General features: G+C 67.7%; 18 protein-coding genes and 2 pseudogenes. 9 read left to right on the top strand and 11 right to left on the bottom strand.

What is annotated here, in order from left to right; genetic code table 11:
- Positions 1-2 precede the first annotated feature (2 nt).
- The 4 genes from AC1DOQ_RS22075 to uraH form a co-directional block, all read right to left on the bottom strand.
- The gene (locus tag AC1DOQ_RS22075) at positions 3-845 is read right to left on the bottom strand and encodes an outer envelope protein (protein WP_477369136.1); all 843 of its coding nucleotides are present in this window, start codon (positions 843-845) and stop codon (positions 3-5) included.
- Positions 842-2,353: a nucleobase:cation symporter-2 family protein gene (locus tag AC1DOQ_RS22070; RefSeq protein WP_477369134.1), complete on the bottom strand. Its 1,512-nt coding sequence runs from the start codon at positions 2,351-2,353 to the stop codon at positions 842-844. The genes AC1DOQ_RS22075 and AC1DOQ_RS22070 overlap by 4 nt, the downstream gene beginning before the upstream one ends.
- 70 nt (positions 2,354-2,423) lie before the next feature.
- A complete protein-coding gene (locus AC1DOQ_RS22065) occupies positions 2,424-3,686 on the bottom strand; it encodes a urate hydroxylase PuuD (protein WP_477369132.1) in 1,263 nt (420 codons plus the stop codon).
- A gap of 193 nt (positions 3,687-3,879) precedes the next feature.
- Positions 3,880-4,236: a hydroxyisourate hydrolase gene (uraH, locus tag AC1DOQ_RS22060; protein ID WP_477369130.1), complete on the bottom strand. Its 357-nt coding sequence runs from the start codon at positions 4,234-4,236 to the stop codon at positions 3,880-3,882.
- 114 nt (positions 4,237-4,350) lie between these two features.
- Between uraH and AC1DOQ_RS22055 the strand changes: the two genes are divergently transcribed.
- From AC1DOQ_RS22055 to AC1DOQ_RS22040, 4 genes are read left to right on the top strand one after another with little or no spacing between them, the layout of a single operon-like run.
- Positions 4,351-5,100 carry a GntR family transcriptional regulator gene (locus tag AC1DOQ_RS22055; RefSeq protein WP_477369128.1) on the top strand — a complete coding sequence of 250 codons (750 nt, stop codon included), beginning with the start codon at positions 4,351-4,353 and terminating at the stop codon, positions 5,098-5,100.
- 10 nt (positions 5,101-5,110) lie between these two features.
- Positions 5,111-6,055: an allantoinase PuuE gene (puuE, locus tag AC1DOQ_RS22050; protein ID WP_477369126.1), complete on the top strand. Its 945-nt coding sequence runs from the start codon at positions 5,111-5,113 to the stop codon at positions 6,053-6,055.
- Positions 6,056-6,057: 2 nt separating this feature from the next.
- Entirely contained in the window at positions 6,058-7,827 is a 1,770-nt protein-coding gene (gene uraD / locus AC1DOQ_RS22045; RefSeq protein WP_477369124.1) for a 2-oxo-4-hydroxy-4-carboxy-5-ureidoimidazoline decarboxylase, read from the top strand.
- 1 nt (position 7,828) lies between these two features.
- Positions 7,829-9,079, top strand: a complete 1,251-nt coding sequence (locus AC1DOQ_RS22040; RefSeq protein ID WP_477369122.1) for a M20/M25/M40 family metallo-hydrolase — start codon at positions 7,829-7,831, stop codon at positions 9,077-9,079.
- Positions 9,080-9,222: 143 nt separating this feature from the next.
- Here AC1DOQ_RS22040 and pyk read toward each other — a convergent pair whose 3' ends face one another.
- From pyk to gcl, 5 genes are all read right to left on the bottom strand, one after another.
- Entirely contained in the window at positions 9,223-10,647 is a 1,425-nt protein-coding gene (gene pyk / locus AC1DOQ_RS22035) for a pyruvate kinase (RefSeq protein WP_477369120.1), read from the bottom strand.
- An 85-nt stretch (positions 10,648-10,732) separates the two neighbouring features.
- Complete coding sequence (locus AC1DOQ_RS22030; RefSeq protein ID WP_477369118.1) at positions 10,733-12,007, bottom strand: glycerate kinase type-2 family protein; 1,275 nt, start codon at positions 12,005-12,007, stop codon at positions 10,733-10,735.
- Positions 12,007-12,909: a 2-hydroxy-3-oxopropionate reductase gene (locus AC1DOQ_RS22025; RefSeq protein ID WP_477369116.1), complete on the bottom strand. Its 903-nt coding sequence runs from the start codon at positions 12,907-12,909 to the stop codon at positions 12,007-12,009. Before AC1DOQ_RS22025 ends, AC1DOQ_RS22030 begins: the two co-directional genes overlap by 1 nt.
- A gap of 35 nt (positions 12,910-12,944) precedes the next feature.
- Complete coding sequence (gene hyi, locus AC1DOQ_RS22020) at positions 12,945-13,724, bottom strand: hydroxypyruvate isomerase (protein WP_477369115.1); 780 nt, start codon at positions 13,722-13,724, stop codon at positions 12,945-12,947.
- A 13-nt stretch (positions 13,725-13,737) separates the two neighbouring features.
- Positions 13,738-15,516, bottom strand: a complete 1,779-nt coding sequence (gene gcl / locus AC1DOQ_RS22015; RefSeq protein WP_477369113.1) for a glyoxylate carboligase — start codon at positions 15,514-15,516, stop codon at positions 13,738-13,740.
- Between the two features lie 121 nt (positions 15,517-15,637).
- On the opposite strand from gcl, the gene AC1DOQ_RS22010 reads away from it, so the two are divergent.
- Positions 15,638-16,567 (top strand): LysR family transcriptional regulator, encoded by a 930-nt coding sequence (locus tag AC1DOQ_RS22010; protein WP_477369111.1) that lies wholly within the window; start codon positions 15,638-15,640, stop codon positions 16,565-16,567.
- Here AC1DOQ_RS22010 and AC1DOQ_RS22005 read toward each other — a convergent pair.
- Positions 16,528-17,376 (bottom strand): TlpA family protein disulfide reductase, encoded by an 849-nt coding sequence (locus AC1DOQ_RS22005; protein ID WP_477369109.1) that lies wholly within the window; start codon positions 17,374-17,376, stop codon positions 16,528-16,530. The genes AC1DOQ_RS22010 and AC1DOQ_RS22005 overlap by 40 nt on opposite strands.
- Before the next feature lie 82 nt (positions 17,377-17,458).
- On the opposite strand from AC1DOQ_RS22005, the gene AC1DOQ_RS22000 reads away from it, so the two are divergent.
- The 4 genes and pseudogenes from AC1DOQ_RS22000 (at position 17,459) to AC1DOQ_RS21985 (ending at position 19,329) form a co-directional block, all read left to right on the top strand.
- Complete coding sequence (locus AC1DOQ_RS22000) at positions 17,459-17,803, top strand: ArsR/SmtB family transcription factor (RefSeq protein WP_477369107.1); 345 nt, start codon at positions 17,459-17,461, stop codon at positions 17,801-17,803.
- The gene (locus AC1DOQ_RS21995) at positions 17,793-18,224 is read left to right on the top strand and encodes a YeeE/YedE family protein (RefSeq protein ID WP_477369105.1); all 432 of its coding nucleotides are present in this window, start codon (positions 17,793-17,795) and stop codon (positions 18,222-18,224) included. Before AC1DOQ_RS22000 ends, AC1DOQ_RS21995 begins: the two co-directional genes overlap by 11 nt.
- Positions 18,212-18,625: pseudogene (locus AC1DOQ_RS21990) on the top strand (YeeE/YedE family protein); the annotation flags it as partial. The gene AC1DOQ_RS21995 and the pseudogene AC1DOQ_RS21990, both read left to right, overlap by 13 nt.
- Before the next feature lie 353 nt (positions 18,626-18,978).
- Entirely contained in the window at positions 18,979-19,329 is a 351-nt protein-coding gene (locus AC1DOQ_RS21985; protein WP_477369103.1) for a hypothetical protein, read from the top strand.
- 36 nt (positions 19,330-19,365) lie between these two features.
- Here the strand turns inward: AC1DOQ_RS21985 and AC1DOQ_RS21980 are convergent.
- Positions 19,366-19,620, bottom strand: a pseudogene (locus tag AC1DOQ_RS21980) (IS1595 family transposase); the annotation flags it as partial.

The raw sequence follows: 19,620 nt of genomic DNA, 5'->3' as shown, positions 1-19,620 counted from the left end.
CGCTAGAAGTGGTACTGGGCCTTGACCATCGGCGTCCTGGCGGTGGCGCCGGGAATCGTGTTGCTGTCGTTGCCGAACTTGTTGCGCCAGTACTGGTAGGCGATACCGGCGCGGAAGCGCTTCGGCTTGGTGTCGAGCAGCGCGCCGACGTCGAGCATCAGCTGCATGTCGATGTTCGTCTCGGGCTTGGTGCCCCGGCCGAACTCGTTCCGGCCCTTGGCGGCGATGACGTTGGCATAGCCTTCGAAGGACAGCTTGCTGGTCCCCAGCGGGAAGGCCCAGACCGCGCCCAGCATCGGATGCGGATCGTAGTGGTAGCGCGGCGTGCCGACCCCGGTGAAGCTGCTGTAGGGCGCATTGCTCTCCCATAGCTCATACACGCCGACGTTGAGCAGGCCGGGCACGTCGAACATCAGGGTCGGCCCCAGCACCAGCATGCGCTTCTTGGAGTTGTAACCGGCGTCGGTCTTGGTGTTGATGTCGAAGCCGCCGGTCAGGCCGAGGTCCTTCACCGGGCCGAAGCGCACCGGCGCTCCGGTGAGCTTGCCCCATTCGAGCGTGTGGCGGTAGACCACGTAGAATTCCTGGGCGCCGGAGCTGGCCCCTTTCGACGAGGGGTCGGTCTTGTCGGACAGCAGGATGTCCAGGTTGACGAAGTTACTGCCGTACTTGTAGCCGCTGGCATGCGTGAACTGCAGGATGTCCTTGCGGATGTCGTTGGCGTTGAAGGGCTCGGCGAAGCGGGTGCCGGTACGGTAGGCGATCGAGGTGTCGCTCCAGTCGGCGGCCATGCTCGACGCCGCCACGCCGGCGATCAATGCGAATGTCAGTACTGCGCGCTTCATGCCTTGCTCCCTTCTGCCATCGGTTCCACTTCCTCATGCGATTCTTCGGGTATGCCGCGGGTACCGTTGAAGAACAGGTTCAGCGCCACGGCGGCGAGCGCGGTCAGCAGGATGCCGGATTCCAGCAGCGGATGCAGGCTGTGCGACATCTGCTGGGCCCAGCGCGGCGCCACCAGCGGAATCAGGCCGAAGCCGATCGACAGCGCGACGATGTAGAGGTTGAAGCGGTTGGTCTTGAAGTCGACCCGGGTCAGGATGCGGATGCCGGCCGCGGCCACCATGCCGAACATGACCAGGCCGGCGCCGCCCAGCACGAACTGGGGAATGGCTTCGACCAGCGAGGCCATCTTCGGCAGCATGCCCAGCACGATCATGATGATGCCGCCCGCCACGCAGACCCAGCGGCTTTTCACGCCGGTCACGGCCACCAGGCCGACGTTCTGCGAAAAGCTGGTGTGCGGGAAGGTGTTCAGCACGCCGCCCAGCAGGGTGCCGAGGGCGTCGGTGCGCAGGCCCGCGGCCAGGCTCTTGCGGTCGATCTCCTTGCCGGTCATGTCCGACAGGGCCAGGAACATGCCGGCAGACTCGATCATCACCACCATCATGACAACCGTCAGGGTGAGGATCATGACGATGTCGAAGGTCGGCATGCCGAAGGCGAACGGGGTCACGACCTCGAACCAGGCGGCCTTGCCGACCTTATCGAAGTGCATCTTGCCGACACTGTAGGCCACGCCGCAGCCGGCCACGATGCCCAGCAGGACCGAGATATTGCAGATGAAGCCGCGGCCGTACTTCACCAGGGCCAGCACCACCAGCAGCACGAAGCCGGCGATCGCCAGGTTGTCCAGCGCGCCATAGGACGGGTTCGGCGACATCGGCACCGGACCGGCCAGCTTCAGCGCCGGCGCCACGGCCTGTTCCGGCGCCGCCGCGGCGGCAGCGGCCGCGGCCGCCCTCGCATCGTCGACCATCACGGCCAGGCGCGCCACGTCGACGCTCTGGGCGGCCGTATCCGGGCCGCCCATCGCCCAACCCACCCCGACCCGCATCAGGCTGACGCCGATGACCAGGATGATGGTGCCGGTGACGACCGGCGGAAAGAAGCGCAGCATGCGGCTCATCAGCGGCGCGATCAGGATCGCCAGCACGCCGGCGCCGATGCCGGCGCCGAAGATCGCCCGCGCCCCGTCGACGCCGGGAACGGCATTCGCGATCGCCACCATCGGACCGACCGCCGCGAAGGTCACGCCCATCATGACCGGCAGCTTGATGCCGAACCATGGAGACAGGCCGAGCGACTGGATGAGGGTCACCAGGCCGCAGCAGAACAGGTCGGCCGAAATCAGCATCGTGACTTCCGCCGGCGAGAGCTTGAGGGCGCGGCCCACGATCAGGGGCACCGCGATGGCGCCCGCGTACATGACCAGCACATGCTGCAGCCCCAGGGCGGTCAATCTCCCAAGGGGTAGTCTTTCATCCACCGGATGGCGGCTCTGGTGTTTCATGCTTGTCTCCTGATTATTATTGACGTACGTCCGAAACCAAAGAATGCATGCTGCTGGCCATCCCGGCTGCTTATTCCACCGGGGCGCCCTCTTCGTACCAACGCTTCAGCAAGTCCCGCTCTCCGGCGGTGATCTGCGTGGCGTTATTCAACGGCATGAGTTTCAGTACCACGGCCTGCTGATACATTTGTTGCGCGTGGCGCTTGATCGATGCGGGATTGTCGAAGGCCAGGCCCTTGCTCTGCACCTGGGCCGAGTGGCACATCACGCAGCGCTGGTCGATCACGCCCTTGACTTGCTGGAAGCTGACCTGGTGCGCGGTGGCGCCGGCAGCATCGGCGGCGGCAGGAACCGCGGCAGGAGCGGCGGCGGGTGCGCCGGCGACCATCGGCGCTTCGGCTTCCGGCGCCGGCACCAGCCAGACGGCCAGCGCCAGCAGTGCGGCGACGCCCCCGACCGCGTGTTCCCACGGGACGCGCTTGCCCAGCACCAGGGCCTTGTGGCGCGCCACGAAGCTGTGGCGGATCAGGGCGCCGGCCAGCATCAGCAGCACCAGCACGAACCAGTTGTTCCGGCCCGAGTACAGCCAGCCGTAGTGGTTCGACAGCATCGCCACCAGCACCGGCAGGGTGAAGTAGGTGTTGTGCACGCTGCGCTGCTTTGCGCGCCAGCCGTAGATCGGATCGACCGGCTGGCCGGCCTTCAACTGGGCCACGACCTTGCGCTGGCCGGGGATGATCCAGAAGAAGACGTTGGCGCTCATCGAGGTGGCGAGCATCGCGCCCACCAGCAGGAAGGCGGCGCGGCCGGCATACAGCTGGCAGGCCAGCCAGCTTGCTGTGATCACGAACGCGAACACGCAGGCGCCGACGATCAGGTCGCCGTTCTTCCTGCGGCCGAAGGCGCGGCAGATGACGTCGTAGACGAACCAGAAGGCGACCAGGAAGCCGAGCGCGGTGGCGACGGCGGCACCGGATGACCAGTCGTGGACCGTCTTGTCGACCATGAAGGTGCCGGCATTGAACAGGTAGAGCACCGTGAAGAGGCCGAAGCCGGACAGCCAGGTGGCGTAGCTCTCCCAGTAGAACCAGTGCAGGTTCTCGGGCATGGCCTTGGGTGCGACCAGGTATTTTTGCGGGTGGTAGAAGCCGCCGCCGTGCACGGCCCAGAGTTCGCCGTCCACGCCTTTTTCGACCAGGTCGGGCGCGGTGGGCTTGTGCAGCGAGTTATCGAGGAAGACGAAGTAGAAGGATGCGCCGATCCAGGCGACCGCCGTGATCACGTGGGTCCAACGCAGCAACAGGTTGGCCCAGTCGAGCAGATAGGTTTCCATAGAGCCTCAAGCGAAAAGAGAGTACGGCAAAAATCCGTACTGTCCCATCACCACAGCGGGCTCTGTGAGGGGCAAATCATCGCAACCATCGGCAGGATCTTTTCCGCCTGCCGATGCGCTCCGCGGCGACGCAAACAACTGTATACGATTCTTTTATGTTTGGATATAAAATTTTTATCGTGCGCCGAAACCGCTACGACCCGCGGTAAGTCGAGTAAGCCCAGGGGCTGACCAGCAGCGGCACATGGTAGTGGCCGTTGGCGTCGGCGATGCCGAAATCGATCGGCACCTCGTCGATGAACGCCGGTTCCGGCAGCGTGACGCCGCGGCCGCGGAAGTACTCCGCCACCGAGAACACCAGGCGGTAACGCCCGGCCGCCATGGTCGAGGCGTCGAGAAGCGGACCGCCGTCGGTGCGGCCGTCGGCATTCAGGGTGAGGGTCTTGATCGTGCGGGCGGTGGCGCCGTCGATCGCTTGCAGGCTGACGCGCATGCCGGCCGCCGGGCAGCCGTGCATGAGGTCGAGCACGTGGGTGCTGAGGTGTCCCATGGTTCTCCTTTGAGATGATGTGTACGCAGGATTGCATACACTTTCTGTTTTCATTTTTAAAAAAAGTGTATACACTTCAAACACGATGTCAACTATTTATTCGATTGCCGAACCATGACCCGCTCCCGCCCGCCGCTCAAGATCGTCCCGCCCCAGCTCGACGTCCCGGCTTCGTCCGGCGCCGGGCTCGAGGCCGGGGATGCGCCCACCAGCGCCACCCAGCGCATCGTCGACTCCATTACCAATGCGATTGCCGAGCGCCGCCTGATGCCCGGCACCAAACTGTCCGAACAGAAGATCGGCGATATCTTCAAGGTCTCGCGCACCGTGGTGCGGCAAGCCTTCAACCAGCTGAGCCGCGACCGCCTGGTGGTGCTGGAGCCGGCACGCGGCGCCTTCGTCGCCACCCCGACCGCCGAGGAAGCGCAGGACGTCTTCGAAGTGCGCGCCATCCTCGAAACCGCCGTCACCCGACAGCTGTGCGCGACCATCACCGACGAGCAGATCCGCCAGCTGCGCGCCCACCTGGACCAGGAGCGCGCCGCCGTCAGCAATGCGGAAGTGCCCGGCCGCACCCGCCTGCTGGCCGACTTCCACATCGTACTGGCGCGGATGCTGGGCAACCAGGTGCTGGAACAGATGCTGAGCGAGCTGCTGACCCGTTCCTCGCTGATCGCGCTGATGCGCCAGTCCTCGCAGTCGGCGGAGGAATCGCACAGCGAGCATGTGGCCATCGTCGACGCTTTCGAGCGGCGCGACGTGCGCGCCGCCGTGCGCCTGGTCGACAAGCATCTCGGCAACGTCCAGCGCAACCTCGATCTCGATCCGCAGCGGATCGACCTCGCGAACATCCTGAATCACTGAAAGGGACTCCATGACCCAACACTACCCACGCGACCTGAAGGGCTACGGCCCCACGCCACCGCATGCCGAATGGCCCGGCCAGGCCAGGGTCGCCGTGCAGTTCGTCCTGAATTTCGAAGAAGGCGGCGAGAACAGCGTGCTGCACGGCGACGCCGGCAGCGAGCAGTTCCTATCCGAGATGTTCAATCCGGCGGCCTTCCCCGACCGCCACCTGAGCATGGAAGGCATCTATGAATACGGCTCGCGGGTCGGGGTCTGGCGCATCCTGCGCGAATTCGAGAAACGCGGCCTGCCGCTGACCGTGTTCGGCGTCGGGATGGCGCTCGAGCGCTGCCCGGACGTCGCCGCCGCCTTCAAGGACCTGGGTCACGAGATCGCCTGCCACGGCTGGCGCTGGATCAGCTACCAGAATGTCGACGAAGCCACCGAGCGCGAACACATGGCGCTCGGCATGCAGGCCATCGAGCGCCTGACGGGCGAGCGCCCGCTCGGCTGGTACACCGGCCGCGACAGCCCGAACACGCGGCGCCTGGTGGCCGACTACGGCGGCTTCGAATACGACAGCGACTATTACGGCGACGACCTGCCCTTCTGGATGCGGGTACGCCTCAGCGACGGCGAGCAGGTGCCGCAACTGGTGGTGCCGTACACGCTGGACTGCAACGACATGCGATTCGCCCTGCCACAGGGCTTCTCGCACGGCGATCCCTTCTTCGCCTACCTGCGCGACGCCTTCGACGTGCATTACGCCGAAGGCGCGGAGCGCCCCACGATGATGAGCATCGGCATGCACTGCCGCCTGCTCGGCCGGCCCGGCCGTTTCCGCGCGCTGCAGCGCTTCCTCGACTACGTGCAGCAACACGAGCGCGTCTGGATCGCGCGCCGCATCGACATCGCGCGCCACTGGAAACAGGCCCACCCCTACGACCCGGCCACCGCCTTTCCCTGGGAGTAAACATGCTGACCCTCGAACGACTCAATGCCGCCGACGAGGCGGAATTCACCGCCCTGCTGGACGGCGTCTACGAACACTCGCCCTGGATCGCGGCGCGCGCCTGGCGGCAACGGCCCTTCTCCACGCTGGCCCAGCTAAAGCTGGCGCTGGTCGAGGCGGTGCGCAGCGCGCCCGGCGAAGCCAAGCTGGGCCTGATCCGCGCCCACCCGGAACTGGCGGGCAAGGCGATGGTGTCGAAATCGCTGACGGCGGAATCGACCAATGAGCAGAACAAGGCCGGCCTGACCGACTGCACGCCGGAGGAATTCGCCACCATCCAGCAGCTCAATGCCGACTACAACGCGAAGTTCGGCTTCCCCTTCATCCTCGCGGTGCGCGGCCCGCGCGGCGCCGGCCTGACCAAGCGCGAGATCATCGCCACCTTCGCCCGCCGCCTCGCCAACCAGCCCGACTTCGAACTGGCGGAAGCGCTGCGCAACATCCACCGCATCGCCGAGATCCGCCTGAACGACAAGTTCGGCCACGAACCGGTGCTCGGCAACCTGGTGTGGGACTGGGCCGAGGAACTGGCCGTGCACAGCGACCCCGGCTACGCCGAGCGCGGCGAACTGTGCGTCACCTACCTGACCGAGGCCCACCGCGCCTGCGCGGCCCAGCTGGCGCACTGGATGCGCGAAGACTGCGGCTTCGACGAGGTCCGCATCGACGCGGTCGGCAACGTGGTCGGTATCTACCACGGCGCCGACCCGCAGGCGAAGCGCCTGCTGACCGGCTCCCATTACGACACGGTGCGCAACGGCGGCAAGTACGACGGCCGCCTGGGCATCCTGGTGCCGATGGCCTGCGTGCGCGAACTGCATCGCCAGGGCCGCCGCCTGGGCTACGGCATCGAGGTGGTCGCCTTCGCCGAAGAGGAAGGCCAGCGCTACAAGGCGGTGTTCCTGGGCTCGGGCGCCCTCACCGGCAGCTTCGACCACGGCTGGCTCGAACAGGCCGACGCCGACGGCGTCACCATGCGCGCCGCCATCGAGCAGGCCGGCCTGAACGTCGACGACATCGCTCTGCTCAAGCGCGATCCCGCCGGCTACCTGGGCTTCGTCGAGACCCATATCGAACAGGGTCCGGTGCTGAACGACGCCGACCTGCCGCTGGGCGTGGTCACCTCGATCAACGGCAGCGTACGTTTCTTCGGCGAGATCGTCGGCATGGCCAGCCACGCCGGCACCACGCCGATGACGATGCGGCGCGACGCCGCCGCCGCAGCCGCCGAACTGGTGCTGTACGCCGAGGAGCGCGGCGGCCTGGTCCCCGACCTGGTCGCCACCGTCGGCATGCTGGAAGTGCCGAACGGTTCGATCAACGTGGTGCCCGGACGCTGCCGCTTCAGCCTCGACGTGCGCGCCACCACGAACGAGGTCCGCGACGCCTGCGCCCGCGACATCCAGGAAAAGCTGCGCGAGATCTGCGCTCGCCGCGGCCTGCAGTACACGCTCGAAGAATCGATGCGTGCGGCGGCGGCGCCCTGCGACCCGGCATGGCGCCAGCGCTGGGAACGCGCCGTCGAGACCCTCGGCCTGCCCGTGTTCCGCATGCCCAGCGGCGCCGGCCACGACGCCATGATGCTGCACCGGATGATGCCGCAGGCCATGCTGTTCCTGCGCGGCCTGAACGCCGGCATCAGCCACAACCCGCTGGAATCCATCACCAACGACGACGCCGACCTGTGCGTGCGCGCCTTTTCCACCCTGCTCGACCAAATGCCACGGACCTGACATGACCACTAATACCGCTGCCCCTTACGAGAACCTCGACGCCTGGATCGACGCCCACTTCGACGAGGAGGTGCGCTTCCTGCAGGAGCTGGTGCGCGTTCCCACCGACACCCCGCCGGGCAACAACGCGCCGCACGCCGAGCGCACCGCCGAACTGCTGCAGGGCTTCGGCTACGCAGCCGAGCGCCATGCGGTACCGGCACCGCTTGTCGAGCAGGCCGGCCTGCAGACCGTCACCAACCTGGTGGTGCGCCGCCGCTTTGGCGACGACGACGGCAATGGCCGCACCATCGGCCTGAACGCCCACGGCGACGTGGTGCCGCCGGGCGAAGGCTGGACCCATCCGCCCTACGGCGCCGAGATCGCCGGCGGCAAGCTGTACGGCCGCGCCGCCGCCGTCAGCAAGTGCGACTTCGCGACCTTCACCTTCGCCACCCGCGCGCTGGAAGCGCTGGGCGCCCCGCTGAAGGGCGGCGTCGAACTCTACTTCACCTACGACGAGGAATTCGGCGGCGAACTCGGTCCCGGCTGGCTGCTGGAACAGGGCCTGGTCAAGCCCGACCTCCTGATCGCGGCCGGTTTCAGCTACCAGGTCGTCACCGCCCACAACGGCTGCCTGCAGATGGAAGTCACGGTCAACGGCAAGATGGGCCACGCGGCGGTGCCGGAGACCGGCGTCGACGCCCTGCAGGCCGCGACCCGCATCCTGGTCGCGCTGTACGACCAGAACCGCATCTACAAGCAGACCCGCAGCCAGGTCAAGGGCATCAATCACCCCTACCTGAACGTCGGCCTGATCGAAGGCGGCACCAACACGAATGTGGTGCCGGGCAAGGTGGTGCTCAAGCTGGACCGCCGCATGATCCCGGAAGAGAACCCGGCGGAAGTCGAAGCCTCGCTGCGCAAGCTGATCCAGGAAGCGGTGGCCGATTGCCCGGGCATCACGATCGAGATCCGCCGCCTGCTGCTGGCCAACGCGCTCAAGCCCCTGCCGGGCAACCAGCCGATGGTCGATGCCCTGTCGCGCCACGCCAGCGCCGTGTTCGACGAACCGATCGAAGCGGCCGGCACCCCGCTGTACACCGATGCGCGCCTGTTCGGCGAGCGCGGCATCCCGGCCGTGCTGTACGGCGCCGGCCCGCGCACGGTGGGCGAGAGCAATGCCAAGCGGGCGGACGAGCATATCGATCTGGAGGATTTGCGCCGCGCGACCAAGGTGGTTGCGCGTACGCTGTTCGATTTGCTGGACTGATACCGCCGTTGCCGCCTACCCCGTCGTGCCGGGCATTGCCCGACACGACTCCCCGCGCAGGCGGGATCCAGGTTCTGCATGAGCTGACGCAGCGCGTACAAACTTGGGTTCCCGCCTTCGCGGGAACGACGTACTCAACTTGCTCAAATCACTTCGCGCACCCGCGCCACATGCAGCAGATTGGTGCTGCCGGCCCGCCCCGACGGAAATCCCGCCACCACCACGACGTCATCGTCCGGCCCGGCCAGCCCATGCTGCACGGCCGCCACCGCGCCATCCGCCACCATCCCGCCCAGGGTCCTGGCTTCCACGAAAGCCAGCGGATGCACGCCCCATACCAGCGCCAGGCGGCGCGCGATCGATTGATTCGGGGTCAGGGCCAGGATCGGCGCGGCCGGGCGTTCGCGGCTGGCGCGCAGGCAGCTGGCGCCGCTCGCGGTATAGGCGACGATGGCCGCCGGCACCAGCAGGCTGGCGACGCGCCGCAGGGCGCAGCAGATCGCGTCCGCGGTGGTCGCCTCGGCGGGCGTGTGGCTGGCGTCCAGGCCCACGCGCCAGCGCGGATCCTTCTCGACCTCGCGGATCACGTCGTCCATCACCGTCACTGCCTCCACCGGATACTGGCCGGACGCCGACTCGGCCGACAGCATCACGGCATCGGCGCCTTCGTAGATCGCGCTGGCGACGTCGGACACCTCGGCGCGGGTCGGTACCGGCGCCGTCACCATCGATTCCAGCATCTGCGTGGCGACGACCACCGGACGGCCGGCCGCGCGCGCCGCGTGCACGATGCGGCGCTGCAGGACCGGCACCTGCTGCGGCGGCAGTTCCACCCCGAGGTCGCCGCGCGCGACCATGATGCCGTCCGACTGCGCGACGATCTCGTCCAGCGCATCGATGGCGGCCGGCTTTTCCAGCTTGGCCATGATCCAGGCGCGGTCGCCCACCAGCGCGCGCGCTTCGCGGATGTCGTCCGCGCGCTGGACGAAGGACAGCGCGACCCAGTCGACGCCCAGCTCGAGGCCGAAGGCAAGGTCGGCGCGGTCCTTGGCGGTCAGCGGCGAGATCGGCAGCACCACGCCCGGCACGTTGACGCCCTTGCGCTCCAGCAGCGGGCCGCCGACCAGCACCGTGGTGTCGGCGAAGTCCGGGCCGCAGGCATCCACGCGCAGGCGCAGCTTGCCGTCGTCCAGCAGCAGCTCGGTGCCGGGGTGCAGGGCCGCGAAGATCTCCGGATGCGGCAGCTCGGCGCGTTCGGCGTCGCCGCTCGCCGGGTCGAGGTCGAGCCGGAAGCGCTTGCCGGCCTCCAGCATCGCCCTGCCGCCGGCCAGGCGGCCGACCCGCAGTTTCGGACCCTGCAGGTCCATCAGGATGCCGATCGGGCGCTGCAGTTCGCGCTCCACTTCGCGGATGGTCGCGTAGCGGGCGGCGTGGTCGGCATGGCTGCCGTGGCTGAAGTTCAGGCGGAACACGTCGGCGCCGGCGACGGCCAGCGCGTGGATGCGCTCGTAGGTGGCGCTGGAGGGACCGAGGGTGGCGAGGATGCGGGAACGGCGTTGGCGTAGCATGGCAAGTCCTGTCGAAAAAAAAGGCAGGCACAGCGCTGCTGCGCCGCGCCTGCCAATGGAGGAAAGCGGGTGCCGCTTGGGCAGCTTACACGAGCAGTATCGCCCGGAAGTCGTTTACATTGGTCAAGGTCGGCCCGGTGACCAGGGCGTCGCCGAGCGCGCCGAAGAAGGTATGGGCATCATTATCGTCCAGGCTGTCGCGCGGCGGCATGCCCTTGGCCCAGGCGCGCGCCAGGGTGTCCGGCGACATGAAGGCCCCGGCCACCTCTTCCGCGCCGTCGACGCCGTCGGTGTCGGCCGCCAGCGCGTGGATGCCGGGCGCGCCGTTCAGCGCCAGCGCGAGGGCCAGCAGGAACTCGACGTTGCGTCCCCCCCTGCCCTGGCCGCGCAGGGTCACCGTGGTCTCGCCGCCGGACAGCAGCACGCAGGGCGCCGCCAGCGGCTGGCCATGGCGCCGCGCCTGCAGCGCGATGCCTGCCATGACCTTGGCCACCTCACGTGCTTCGCCCTCGATGCTGTCGCCGAGGATCAGCGGGATGACGCCGGCTTCGCGCGCCACCGCGGCCGCCGCTTCCAGCGCCATCTGCGGCGAAGCGATGATGCGGGTACTGACGTTCGCCAGGCGCGGGTCGCCCGGCTTGACGCTTTCGCCCTCACCGCTTTCGAGCAGCCGGCGGGCGCCGGCCGGCAACCCGATGCCGTAGCGCCGCACGATGGCCAGCGCGTCGAGGCAGGTGGTCGGGTCGGCTACCGTGGGACCGGAGGCGATGTCGATCGGGTCGTCGCCGGGCACGTCCGAAATCAGGAGGTTGACGACGCGCGCCGGATGGCAGGCCGCGGCCAGGCGCCCGCCCTTGATGGCGGACAGGTGGCGGCGCACGCAATTCATCTCGGTGATGCTGGCGCCGCAGGCCAGCAGCGCGCGGTTGATGGCTTGCTTGTCTGCCAGCGTGATGCCCCCGCCCGGCAGCGGCAGCAGGGCCGAGCCGCCGCCCGAGATCAGGCAGATCACCAGGTCGTCGGGGCCGAGTCCCCGCACCGTCTCCAGCATCCGGCGCGCCGCATCCAGGCCGGCAGCATCCGGCACCGGATGCGCCGCCTCGACGATCGTGATGCGCTCGCAGGGCACGGCATAGCCGTAGCGGGTCACGACCAGGCCACTGAGCGGTCCGGGCCAGTGCCGCTCGAGGGCCTGCGCCATCGCGCCCGACGCCTTGCCGGCACCGATGACGATCGTACGCCCCTTCGGCGGCTCGGGCAGGCAGGCCGGGATGCGGCGCGCCGGCTGGGCGGCGTCGACCGCGGCCTGGAACATGCGTGCGAGCAGCGCGCGCGGATCGGTGACCGTCGCCGTATCCATCAGGCTTCCTGGGCGACCGCGAAGTTGGACATGATCTCCAGCGCGCGCACCATGGCCGAGTGGTCCCAGTTGCCGCCACCGTGGGCCGCGCAGGTGTTGAACAATTCCTGGGCGGTGGCGGTGTTCGGCAGCGCAACACCGAGCTGGCGGCCGGTGGCCAGCGCCAGGTTCAGGTCCTTGCGGTGCAGGTCGATGCGGAAGCCCGGCGCGAAGCTGCGCTTGACCATGCGGTCGCCGTGCACTTCGAGGATGCGCGAAGAGGCGAAGCCGCCCATCAGGGCCTCGCGCACGCGGGCCGGATCGGCGCCGGCCTTGGCCGCCAGCAGCAGCGCCTCGCCGACCGCCTCGATGGTCAGCGCCACGATGATCTGGTTGGCGACCTTGGTGATCTGGCCGTCGCCGTTGCCGCCGACCAGGGTGATGTTCTTGCCCATCAGCTGGAATAGCGGACGCACGCGGTCGAAGGCCGCTTCGCTGCCGCCTACCATGATGGTGAGCGAAGCCGCCTTGGCGCCGACCTCGCCGCCCGACACCGGCGCGTCCAGGTATTCGCAGCCGAGTTCCTTGATGCGGCGCGCGAAATCCTTGGTAGCGACCGGCGAGATCGAGCTCATGTCGACCACCACCTTGCCGCGGTTGAGCCCATCCTTCAGGCCAGCCGCGACGCCATCCGGCGCGAACAGCACCTCTTCCACCTGCGGCGTGTCCGGCACCATGATGATGACGATGTCGGCTTGCTGCGCCACTTCGGCGCTGCTGCCGCAGGCGCGCGCGCCGGCGTCCAGCAGGCTGGCCGGCGTCTCGCCGTGGGTGTAGGTGTACAGGGTGTGGCCGTTGCTCGCCAGGTGGCCCGCCATCGGGGCACCCATGATGCCCAGGCCGATGAATCCGATCTTTGCCATGTCCTTCTCCTCGTTCTCGATGTTTGTTCGTGTGCTCAGCCGGCCAGCGCCTGGATCCAGCCCAGGCCTGCGTGGGTGTCCGCGGCTGGTTTGTACTCGCAACCGATCCAGCCTTCGTAGCCCAGCTGGTCGATATGGCGGAACAGCCAGGGATAGTTGATCTCGCCGGTGCCCGGCTCGTTACGGCCCGGGTTGTCCGCCACCTGGATGTGGGCGATTCGCGCCAGGTGCCTGGCGATCGTGTTGCCCAGCTCTCCCTCCATGCGCTGGGCGTGGTAGATGTCGTACTGCAGGAACAGATTGTCCGAGCCGACTTCGTCGATGACGGCGATGGCCTGCCCGGTGCGGTTCAGCCAGAAGCCGGGAATGTCGCGGTCGTTGACCGGCTCGACCAGCAGGCGGATCCCGGCGTCCTTCAGCTTGGCGGAGGCGAAGCGGAGGTTGTCGACGAAAGTCTGACGCACGCGCTCCGGATCGGCCCCGGCCGGGGCGATGCCGGCCAGGCAATTCAGCTGCTTGCAGCCGAGCTGGCGGGCATAGTCGATGGCGCGGCCGACGCCGTCCTGGAATTCGCCGACGCGATCCGGGTGGCAGGCGATACCGCGCTCGCCCTGGTCCCAGTCGCCGGCCGGCAGGTTGTGCAGGACCTGGACCAGCTGGTGGCGGTCCAGGCGTTCGGCCAGCGCGCCGGCCTCGAAGGCGTAGGGGAACAGGTATTCGACCCCCTTGAAACCGGCATCGGCGGCGGCCTGGAAACGGTCGAGGAAGGGGATCTCGTTGAACAGCATGGTCAGGTTGGCTGCGAACTTCGGCATGTCCTTGTCTCCTTCAGGTGTTGGCATGGGCGATGGCGGTTGGCGCATCGGCGATGCTGTCGGCCAGCGCTTCGAATTCGTTGACGGCGTCGATCTCGGTGCCCATCGCGATATTCGTGACGCGCTCCAGGATGATCTCGACGATCACCGGCACGCGGTGCTCGCGCATCCAGCCCCTGGCCTGGGCGAAGGCCGGCTGGATGTCCTCGGCGCGGCGCACCCGGATCGCCTTGCAGCCGAGGCCCTCGGCCACCGCCACGTGGTCGACCCCGTAGCTCTCCAGCGCCGGCGCGTTGATGTTCTCGAAGGCGAGCTGCACGCAGTAATCCATGTCGAAGCCGCGCTGGGCCTGGCGGATCAGGCCGAGGTAGGCGTTGTTGACCACCACGTGCAGGTAGGGCAGCTTGAACTGGGCGCCCACGGCCAATTCCTCGATCATGAACTGGAAGTCGTAGTCGCCGGAGATGGCGACCACCTCGCGCTGCGGGTCGGCGGCGCACACACCCAGCGCGGCGGGAATGGTCCAGCCCAGCGGACCGGCCTGGCCGCAGTTGATCCAGTGGCGCTCCTTGTACACGTGCAGGAATTGGGCGGCGGCGATCTGCGACAGGCCGATCGTGCTGACGTAGCAGGCGTCCGGCCCGAAGGCGCGGTTCATCTCCTCGTACACGCGCTGCGGCTTGAGCGGGGCGTCCTCGAAGTGGGTCTTGCGCAGCATGGTGCGCTTGCGGGCCCGGCACTCTTCGGCCCAGGCGCTGCGGTCCGGCAGGCCGTCGATCAGCTTGAGCCCGCGGGCCACGTCGATCAGCAGGTCGAGCGCGGCGCCGGCATCCGACACGATGCCGAAATCCGGGTCGAACACGCGGCCGATCTGGGTCGGTTCGATGTCGATGTGGACGAACTTGCGCCCCTTGGTATAGACGTCGACCGAGCCGGTATGGCGGTTCGCCCAGCGGTTGCCGATGCCGATCACGAAGTCGGAGGCCAGCATGGTGGCGTTGCCGTAGCGGTGGGAGGTCTGCAGGCCGACCATGCCCGCCATCAGCGGATGGTCGTCCGGAATCGCGCCCCAGCCCATCAGGGTCGGGATCACCGGCACGCCGACCAGCTCCGCGAATTCCTGCAGCCTGGCGGCCGCATCGGCATTGATCACGCCGCCGCCGCAGACGATCAGCGGGCGCTCGGCCGCGTTCAGCATCGACAGCGCCTTTTCGGCCTGGGCGCGGGTGGCGGCCGGCTTGTAGACCGGCAGCGAGGCATAGGTCTCGATGTCGAATTCGATTTCGGCCATCTGGACGTCGAAAGGCAGGTCGATCAGCACCGGGCCCGGACGGCCGGAACGCATGATGTGGAAGGCTTGCTGGAACACGCGCGGCACCAGGGCCGGCTCGCGCACCGTGACCGCCCACTTGGTCACCGGCTTGGCGATCGATTCGATGTCGACCGCCTGGAAGTCTTCCTTGTACAGCCGGGCGCGCGGTGCCTGGCCCGTAATGCATAGGATAGGTATCGAATCGGCCCAGGCGGAGTAGAGGCCGGTGATCATGTCGGTGCCGGCCGGGCCGGAGGTGCCGATGCACACGCCGATGTTGCCGGCCCGCGCGCGGGTATAGCCCTCGGCCATGTGGGAAGCGCCCTCGACGTGGCGCGCCAGCACGTGCTCGAAGCCGCCGCTCTTCTTCATCGCGGAATACAGCGGGTTGATGGCCGCGCCCGGCACGCCGAACACCTTGCCCACCCCTTCCCTGCGCAGCACTGCCGCTGCCGCATCGATTGCCCTCATACGGGCCATAGTCGCCTCCCTTGCCGTGGATTGATCGGATGATGGAAGCCAGAATAGCGACAAAGCCGGGACTGTTGAATTGCTGCTACTATCGAGTCTGTCGATACTTAAAGTATGGAGTGCGCCGGCCATGGACCGCTATACCGAAATCCGCAGCTTCGTGCTGGTCACCGAAAAAGGCAGCTTCGCCGCCGCCGCGATGGTGGAGGGTGTGACGCCGGTGGTGATGGGACGGCGCCTGGACGCGCTCGAGCAGCGCCTCGGCGTGCGCCTGATGCACCGCTCCACGCGCGGGCTCACCTTGACGGCCCTCGGCGAACAGTTCATCGAACCCTGCCGCCAGCTGCTGCGCGACTTCGACATCACCGAGAACAGCATCAGCGAGGGCCGCAGCACGGTGCGCGGCCACCTGGTGGTGTCGGCGCCGGCGGCCTTCGGGCGCTCGCATGTGGCACCGCATGCGCCGGCCTTCCGTGCCATCCATCCCGACCTCAAGATGTCCTTCAATTTCACCGACAGCGTGGTCGACCTGGTGCGCGAGGGTTACGACATGTCGATCCGCATCGGCGAAGTGCAGGACCCGAACTATGTGGCGGTCCCGCTGTTCCCGAACCGGCGCGTGGTGTGCGGCACCCCGGCCTACTTCGAACGCCACGGCATGCCCGCCGTGCCGGAAGACCTGGTGCGCCACAACTGCCTGGCCTTCAACCTGCAGGGCGGCCAGCAGCGCGGCTGGACCTTCCAGCGCGACGGCAAGCTGTTCGCGGTACGGGTCGACGGCGACCTCGCCTGCAACGACGGCGAACTGCTGTTCGGCTGGGTCAAGCAGGGGCTGGGTATCGGCTGGCGCTCGACCTGGGAGATCCAGGCCGAGCTGAAACGCGGGGAACTGGTGACGGTGCTGGACGCGTTCGCGGTGCACGACTATCCGATCCAGGCCGTGTATCCGCAGCAGCGCTACCTGCCGGCCAAGATCCGGCACTTCATCGACTACCTGAAGGCGATCTACAACCGCCCGGGCTATTGGGAAGGACCGGGCGCGGGAGCGGCAGACGCCTGAGCCGACGGCGGCCGGGCCAGGATCTCGAGCCGCTGGGCGATGGTCGCGGGCGACAGCTCGCCGGCGCGGCGGTCGACGAGCCGGCCGCGCGCATCGAAGAACAGGGTCGTCGGCAGGCCGACCGAGTTGCTCTGCCGGGCGAGCGTCCTGGTCGTGTCGAGGACCACGTTGCGCAGTGCCAGGCCCTGCGCCGACAGATAGGCCTTCACCGCCTCCGCCGACTCGCCCTGGTTGGCGAACAGGAAGTCCACTTCCGGATGCTCGGCCTGGGCCCTGGCCAGGGCCGGCATCTCGCGCCGGCATGGCGCGCACCAACTGGCCCATAGATTCACCACCACCGGCCGGCCCGTATCGGAGGGCAGCCGCAAGGCCCGCCCCTCCAGGGTGGCGAACTCCGCCGCCGGCAGGCGCTGTTGCGGCGGCCACTGCTTGAGCGCGGCATTCCCGGCGCTCCAGAGCAGCACGCCCGCGGCGAGTGCGCCCAGCAGCGGAGTCCTCCGGGTGGAGCGCCACGCGATCCAGGCAGCCGCCGCGCCGGCCGCCGCCAGGCCGGCCGCCGGCATGAAGCCGCCGTCGCGCAGGTCGAGGATGCGCAGGGGTTCCGCGAAATACAGGGTGTGGTAGCGCAGGACGAAGCCGGCACGCGCCGCGAGCAGGATCCAGGCCGCCAGCAGCCACAGCGGACCTTCGGCGTCCAGCTGCCGGCGCTTCGCCAGCCGCGCGCCGAGCACGAGCGCCGCGGCCAGGGCGACGAATACCAGCAAGGTAGGCAGGGGCAGCATGAAGGGGCCGAGTGCGAGATCAGTCATATCGGGGAGCATCAACAATCTATTGGATTATAGATCGTAACTTCATATAATATGTTCAGGCAGATCTAATCAACGATGCGATATGGTGACACAAGATAAAGACAAGCTCGATCTCGAGGAAATGCGGGCCGCCGCCGCCCGCGCCTGCGGATTATTGAAAGTGCTGGGCAATCCGGACCGCCTGCTGCTGCTGTGCCAGCTCACCCAGGGCGAATTCTGCGTCAGCGAACTCGAAGCCATGCTCGGCATCCAGCAACCGACCCTCTCCCAGCAGCTAGGCGTGCTGCGCGAAGAACAACTGGTGCAAACGCGGCGCGAAGGCAAGCAGATCTATTACGCGCTGGCCAGCAAGGAAGCGACGGAGGTGCTGCAGGTGCTCTATCGGCTCTACTGCGTCAAGCCGCAGGAGAATCAGCATGACGATTGACTGGCTTCACTTTTCGCCATGGACGGCGCTGGCGGGAGGACTGCTGATCGGCCTGGCGGCCTCGGCCTTCGTCCTGCTGAACGGGCGGATCGCCGGCATCAGCGGCATCCTCGGCGGCCTGCTGCGTCCGGCGCGCGGCGACGTCGCGTGGCGCCTGGCCTTCCTGGGCGGGCTGGTGCTGGCTCCGCTCGCATGGACGTTGTTCGCACGCCTGCCCGCGGTCCGCATCGACGCCGGCGAGGGCACGCTGGTGGCGGCCGGCCTGCTGGTCGGCCTCGGCACCCGCTACGGCGCCGGCTGCACCAGCGGCCATGGCGTCTGCGGACTGTCGCGCCTGTCGCCGCGCTCGCTGGTGGGCACGGCCGCCTTCATGCTGGCCGGCTTCCTCACCGTGTTTGTGGTGCGCTCATGGCTGTCCTGAGCGCCTTCATCGTCGGCCTGGTGTTCGGGATCGGCCTGATCGTGGCGGGCATGACGAATCCCGCCAAGGTCCAGGGCTTTCTCGATATCGCCGGCAACTGGGATCCTTCGCTGGCCTTCGTGATGGGCGGCGCCATCCTGGTCGGCCTGCTGGCCTTCCGTCTTGCCGGCATGCGCGAACGCGCCCTGCTCGGCGGCCCCATGCGCCTGCCGACCGCCACCCGGATCGATCGGCGGCTGGTGCTCGGCAGCCTGGCATTCGGCGCCGGCTGGGGATTGGCCGGCTTCTGCCCGGGGCCGGCGCTGGCCTCGCTGGCGGCAGGGGGCGTCAAGCCCCTGATCTTCAGCGCTGCGATGCTGGCCGGGATGGCCGCCTTCGAACTACTGGAGCGGCGCGGCTCAGGAGGCGGCGAGCGCGCGCACGGTGTGCCGGATCAGCAGGGCGATGAACTGTCCGCCGACCACCGCCAGCAAGAAAAACACCACCACCTGGCAGAGTCGCAGCATTAGCTCGTGGCCGCGCCAGCGGCTGCCGAAGCGCAGGGGACCATGGAAACGGGACGTCAGGTGCACGGGTGCGAGCCGAAGTTTCATGTTTGTCTCCATTTGTAGCAATGTTGTATGCACAAGCATACGCCCCGATCTGACCGGCTGCAAACGCACGGTCGTGCGCGGGTGCGAGTCATGCAAGTCGGGTCTTGCCCTGCCCTGAGGAAAGTTTATACTTTAACCATTCAATCTCAGGAGACCTGATCATGTTCCGTACCGCCTGCCTGGCAGCCCTCCTCGCTGCCGCCGTCCCTTCCGCCTGGGCCGCCGAGGATGCCGGCTTCTGCAAATCGATGTGCGGCAGCGAGCGCCAGGAATGCAAGGTCACGGCGCGCAAGGCCACCGGCAACGATGAATTGATCGGGGAGTCGGTATCGCGGAAGAACCCCTTCGCGAATACGGCCAGCCACAGCCAGGGCCAGTCGGTGCAGGAACAGGTTGCCGACAGCGACAGCTTCCATCGCCGCCAGTCCGAGCGCATCGGGGCTTGCGAAGACAAGTACCTGCGTTGCACGCGGGCTTGCAGCGCGCCTCACAAGCCCGCCCACGGCAAGTAAAAGGCTGTGTTCGCGTTAATTCGGTCACTGCGCCAGTTAGCTGAGCTGGACGGCGGCTTGCAGCAGATGCCGCGGCCTCGTCAGCTTGCGCGCATCCAGCATGCGCTGCCAGCCTGAATAATTGATCAGGTAACGGCTCGCCACGCCGCGGAACCGCGCCAGCCAGCGCTTGAACCGGCTATGCCAGCCGTTCACGTTTTGCACGTGGATCGCGCCGCGTGCGCGCTCTCCCGCCTGCACGTTCACCCACGCGTGCGTGATCCCTGATCGCGCGGCAAAGCGCCGATACGC

This window comes from Massilia sp. 01N417 (assembly GCF_056399645.1).
Note: the sequence above shows the minus strand (reverse complement) of the source record. Positions and strands in the feature narration are given on the sequence as shown.

Bases quoted from the DNA above. Each gene is read 5' to 3' on its own strand.
- AC1DOQ_RS22070 (WP_477369134.1), bottom strand. From the start codon at position 2,353: ATGAAACACCAGAGCCGCCATCCGGTGGATGAAAGACTACCCCTTGGG.
- uraD (WP_477369124.1), top strand. From the start codon at position 6,058: ATGCTGACCCTCGAACGACTCAATGCCGCCGACGAGGCGGAATTCACC.
- AC1DOQ_RS22040 (WP_477369122.1), top strand. From the start codon at position 7,829: ATGACCACTAATACCGCTGCCCCTTACGAGAACCTCGACGCCTGGATC.
- AC1DOQ_RS22000 (WP_477369107.1), top strand. From the start codon at position 17,459: ATGGTGACACAAGATAAAGACAAGCTCGATCTCGAGGAAATGCGGGCC.
- AC1DOQ_RS21995 (WP_477369105.1), top strand. From the start codon at position 17,793: ATGACGATTGACTGGCTTCACTTTTCGCCATGGACGGCGCTGGCGGGA.
- hyi (WP_477369115.1), bottom strand. From the start codon at position 13,724: ATGCCGAAGTTCGCAGCCAACCTGACCATGCTGTTCAACGAGATCCCC.
- AC1DOQ_RS22025 (WP_477369116.1), bottom strand. From the start codon at position 12,909: ATGGCAAAGATCGGATTCATCGGCCTGGGCATCATGGGTGCCCCGATG.
- gcl (WP_477369113.1), bottom strand. From the start codon at position 15,516: ATGGCCCGTATGAGGGCAATCGATGCGGCAGCGGCAGTGCTGCGCAGG.
- AC1DOQ_RS22010 (WP_477369111.1), top strand. From the start codon at position 15,638: ATGGACCGCTATACCGAAATCCGCAGCTTCGTGCTGGTCACCGAAAAA.
- AC1DOQ_RS22075 (WP_477369136.1), bottom strand. From the start codon at position 845: ATGAAGCGCGCAGTACTGACATTCGCATTGATCGCCGGCGTGGCGGCG.
- pyk (WP_477369120.1), bottom strand. From the start codon at position 10,647: ATGCTACGCCAACGCCGTTCCCGCATCCTCGCCACCCTCGGTCCCTCC.
- AC1DOQ_RS21985 (WP_477369103.1), top strand. From the start codon at position 18,979: ATGTTCCGTACCGCCTGCCTGGCAGCCCTCCTCGCTGCCGCCGTCCCT.
- AC1DOQ_RS22030 (WP_477369118.1), bottom strand. From the start codon at position 12,007: ATGGATACGGCGACGGTCACCGATCCGCGCGCGCTGCTCGCACGCATG.
- AC1DOQ_RS22065 (WP_477369132.1), bottom strand. From the start codon at position 3,686: ATGGAAACCTATCTGCTCGACTGGGCCAACCTGTTGCTGCGTTGGACC.
- AC1DOQ_RS22055 (WP_477369128.1), top strand. From the start codon at position 4,351: ATGACCCGCTCCCGCCCGCCGCTCAAGATCGTCCCGCCCCAGCTCGAC.
- uraH (WP_477369130.1), bottom strand. From the start codon at position 4,236: ATGGGACACCTCAGCACCCACGTGCTCGACCTCATGCACGGCTGCCCG.
- AC1DOQ_RS22005 (WP_477369109.1), bottom strand. From the start codon at position 17,376: ATGACTGATCTCGCACTCGGCCCCTTCATGCTGCCCCTGCCTACCTTG.
- puuE (WP_477369126.1), top strand. From the start codon at position 5,111: ATGACCCAACACTACCCACGCGACCTGAAGGGCTACGGCCCCACGCCA.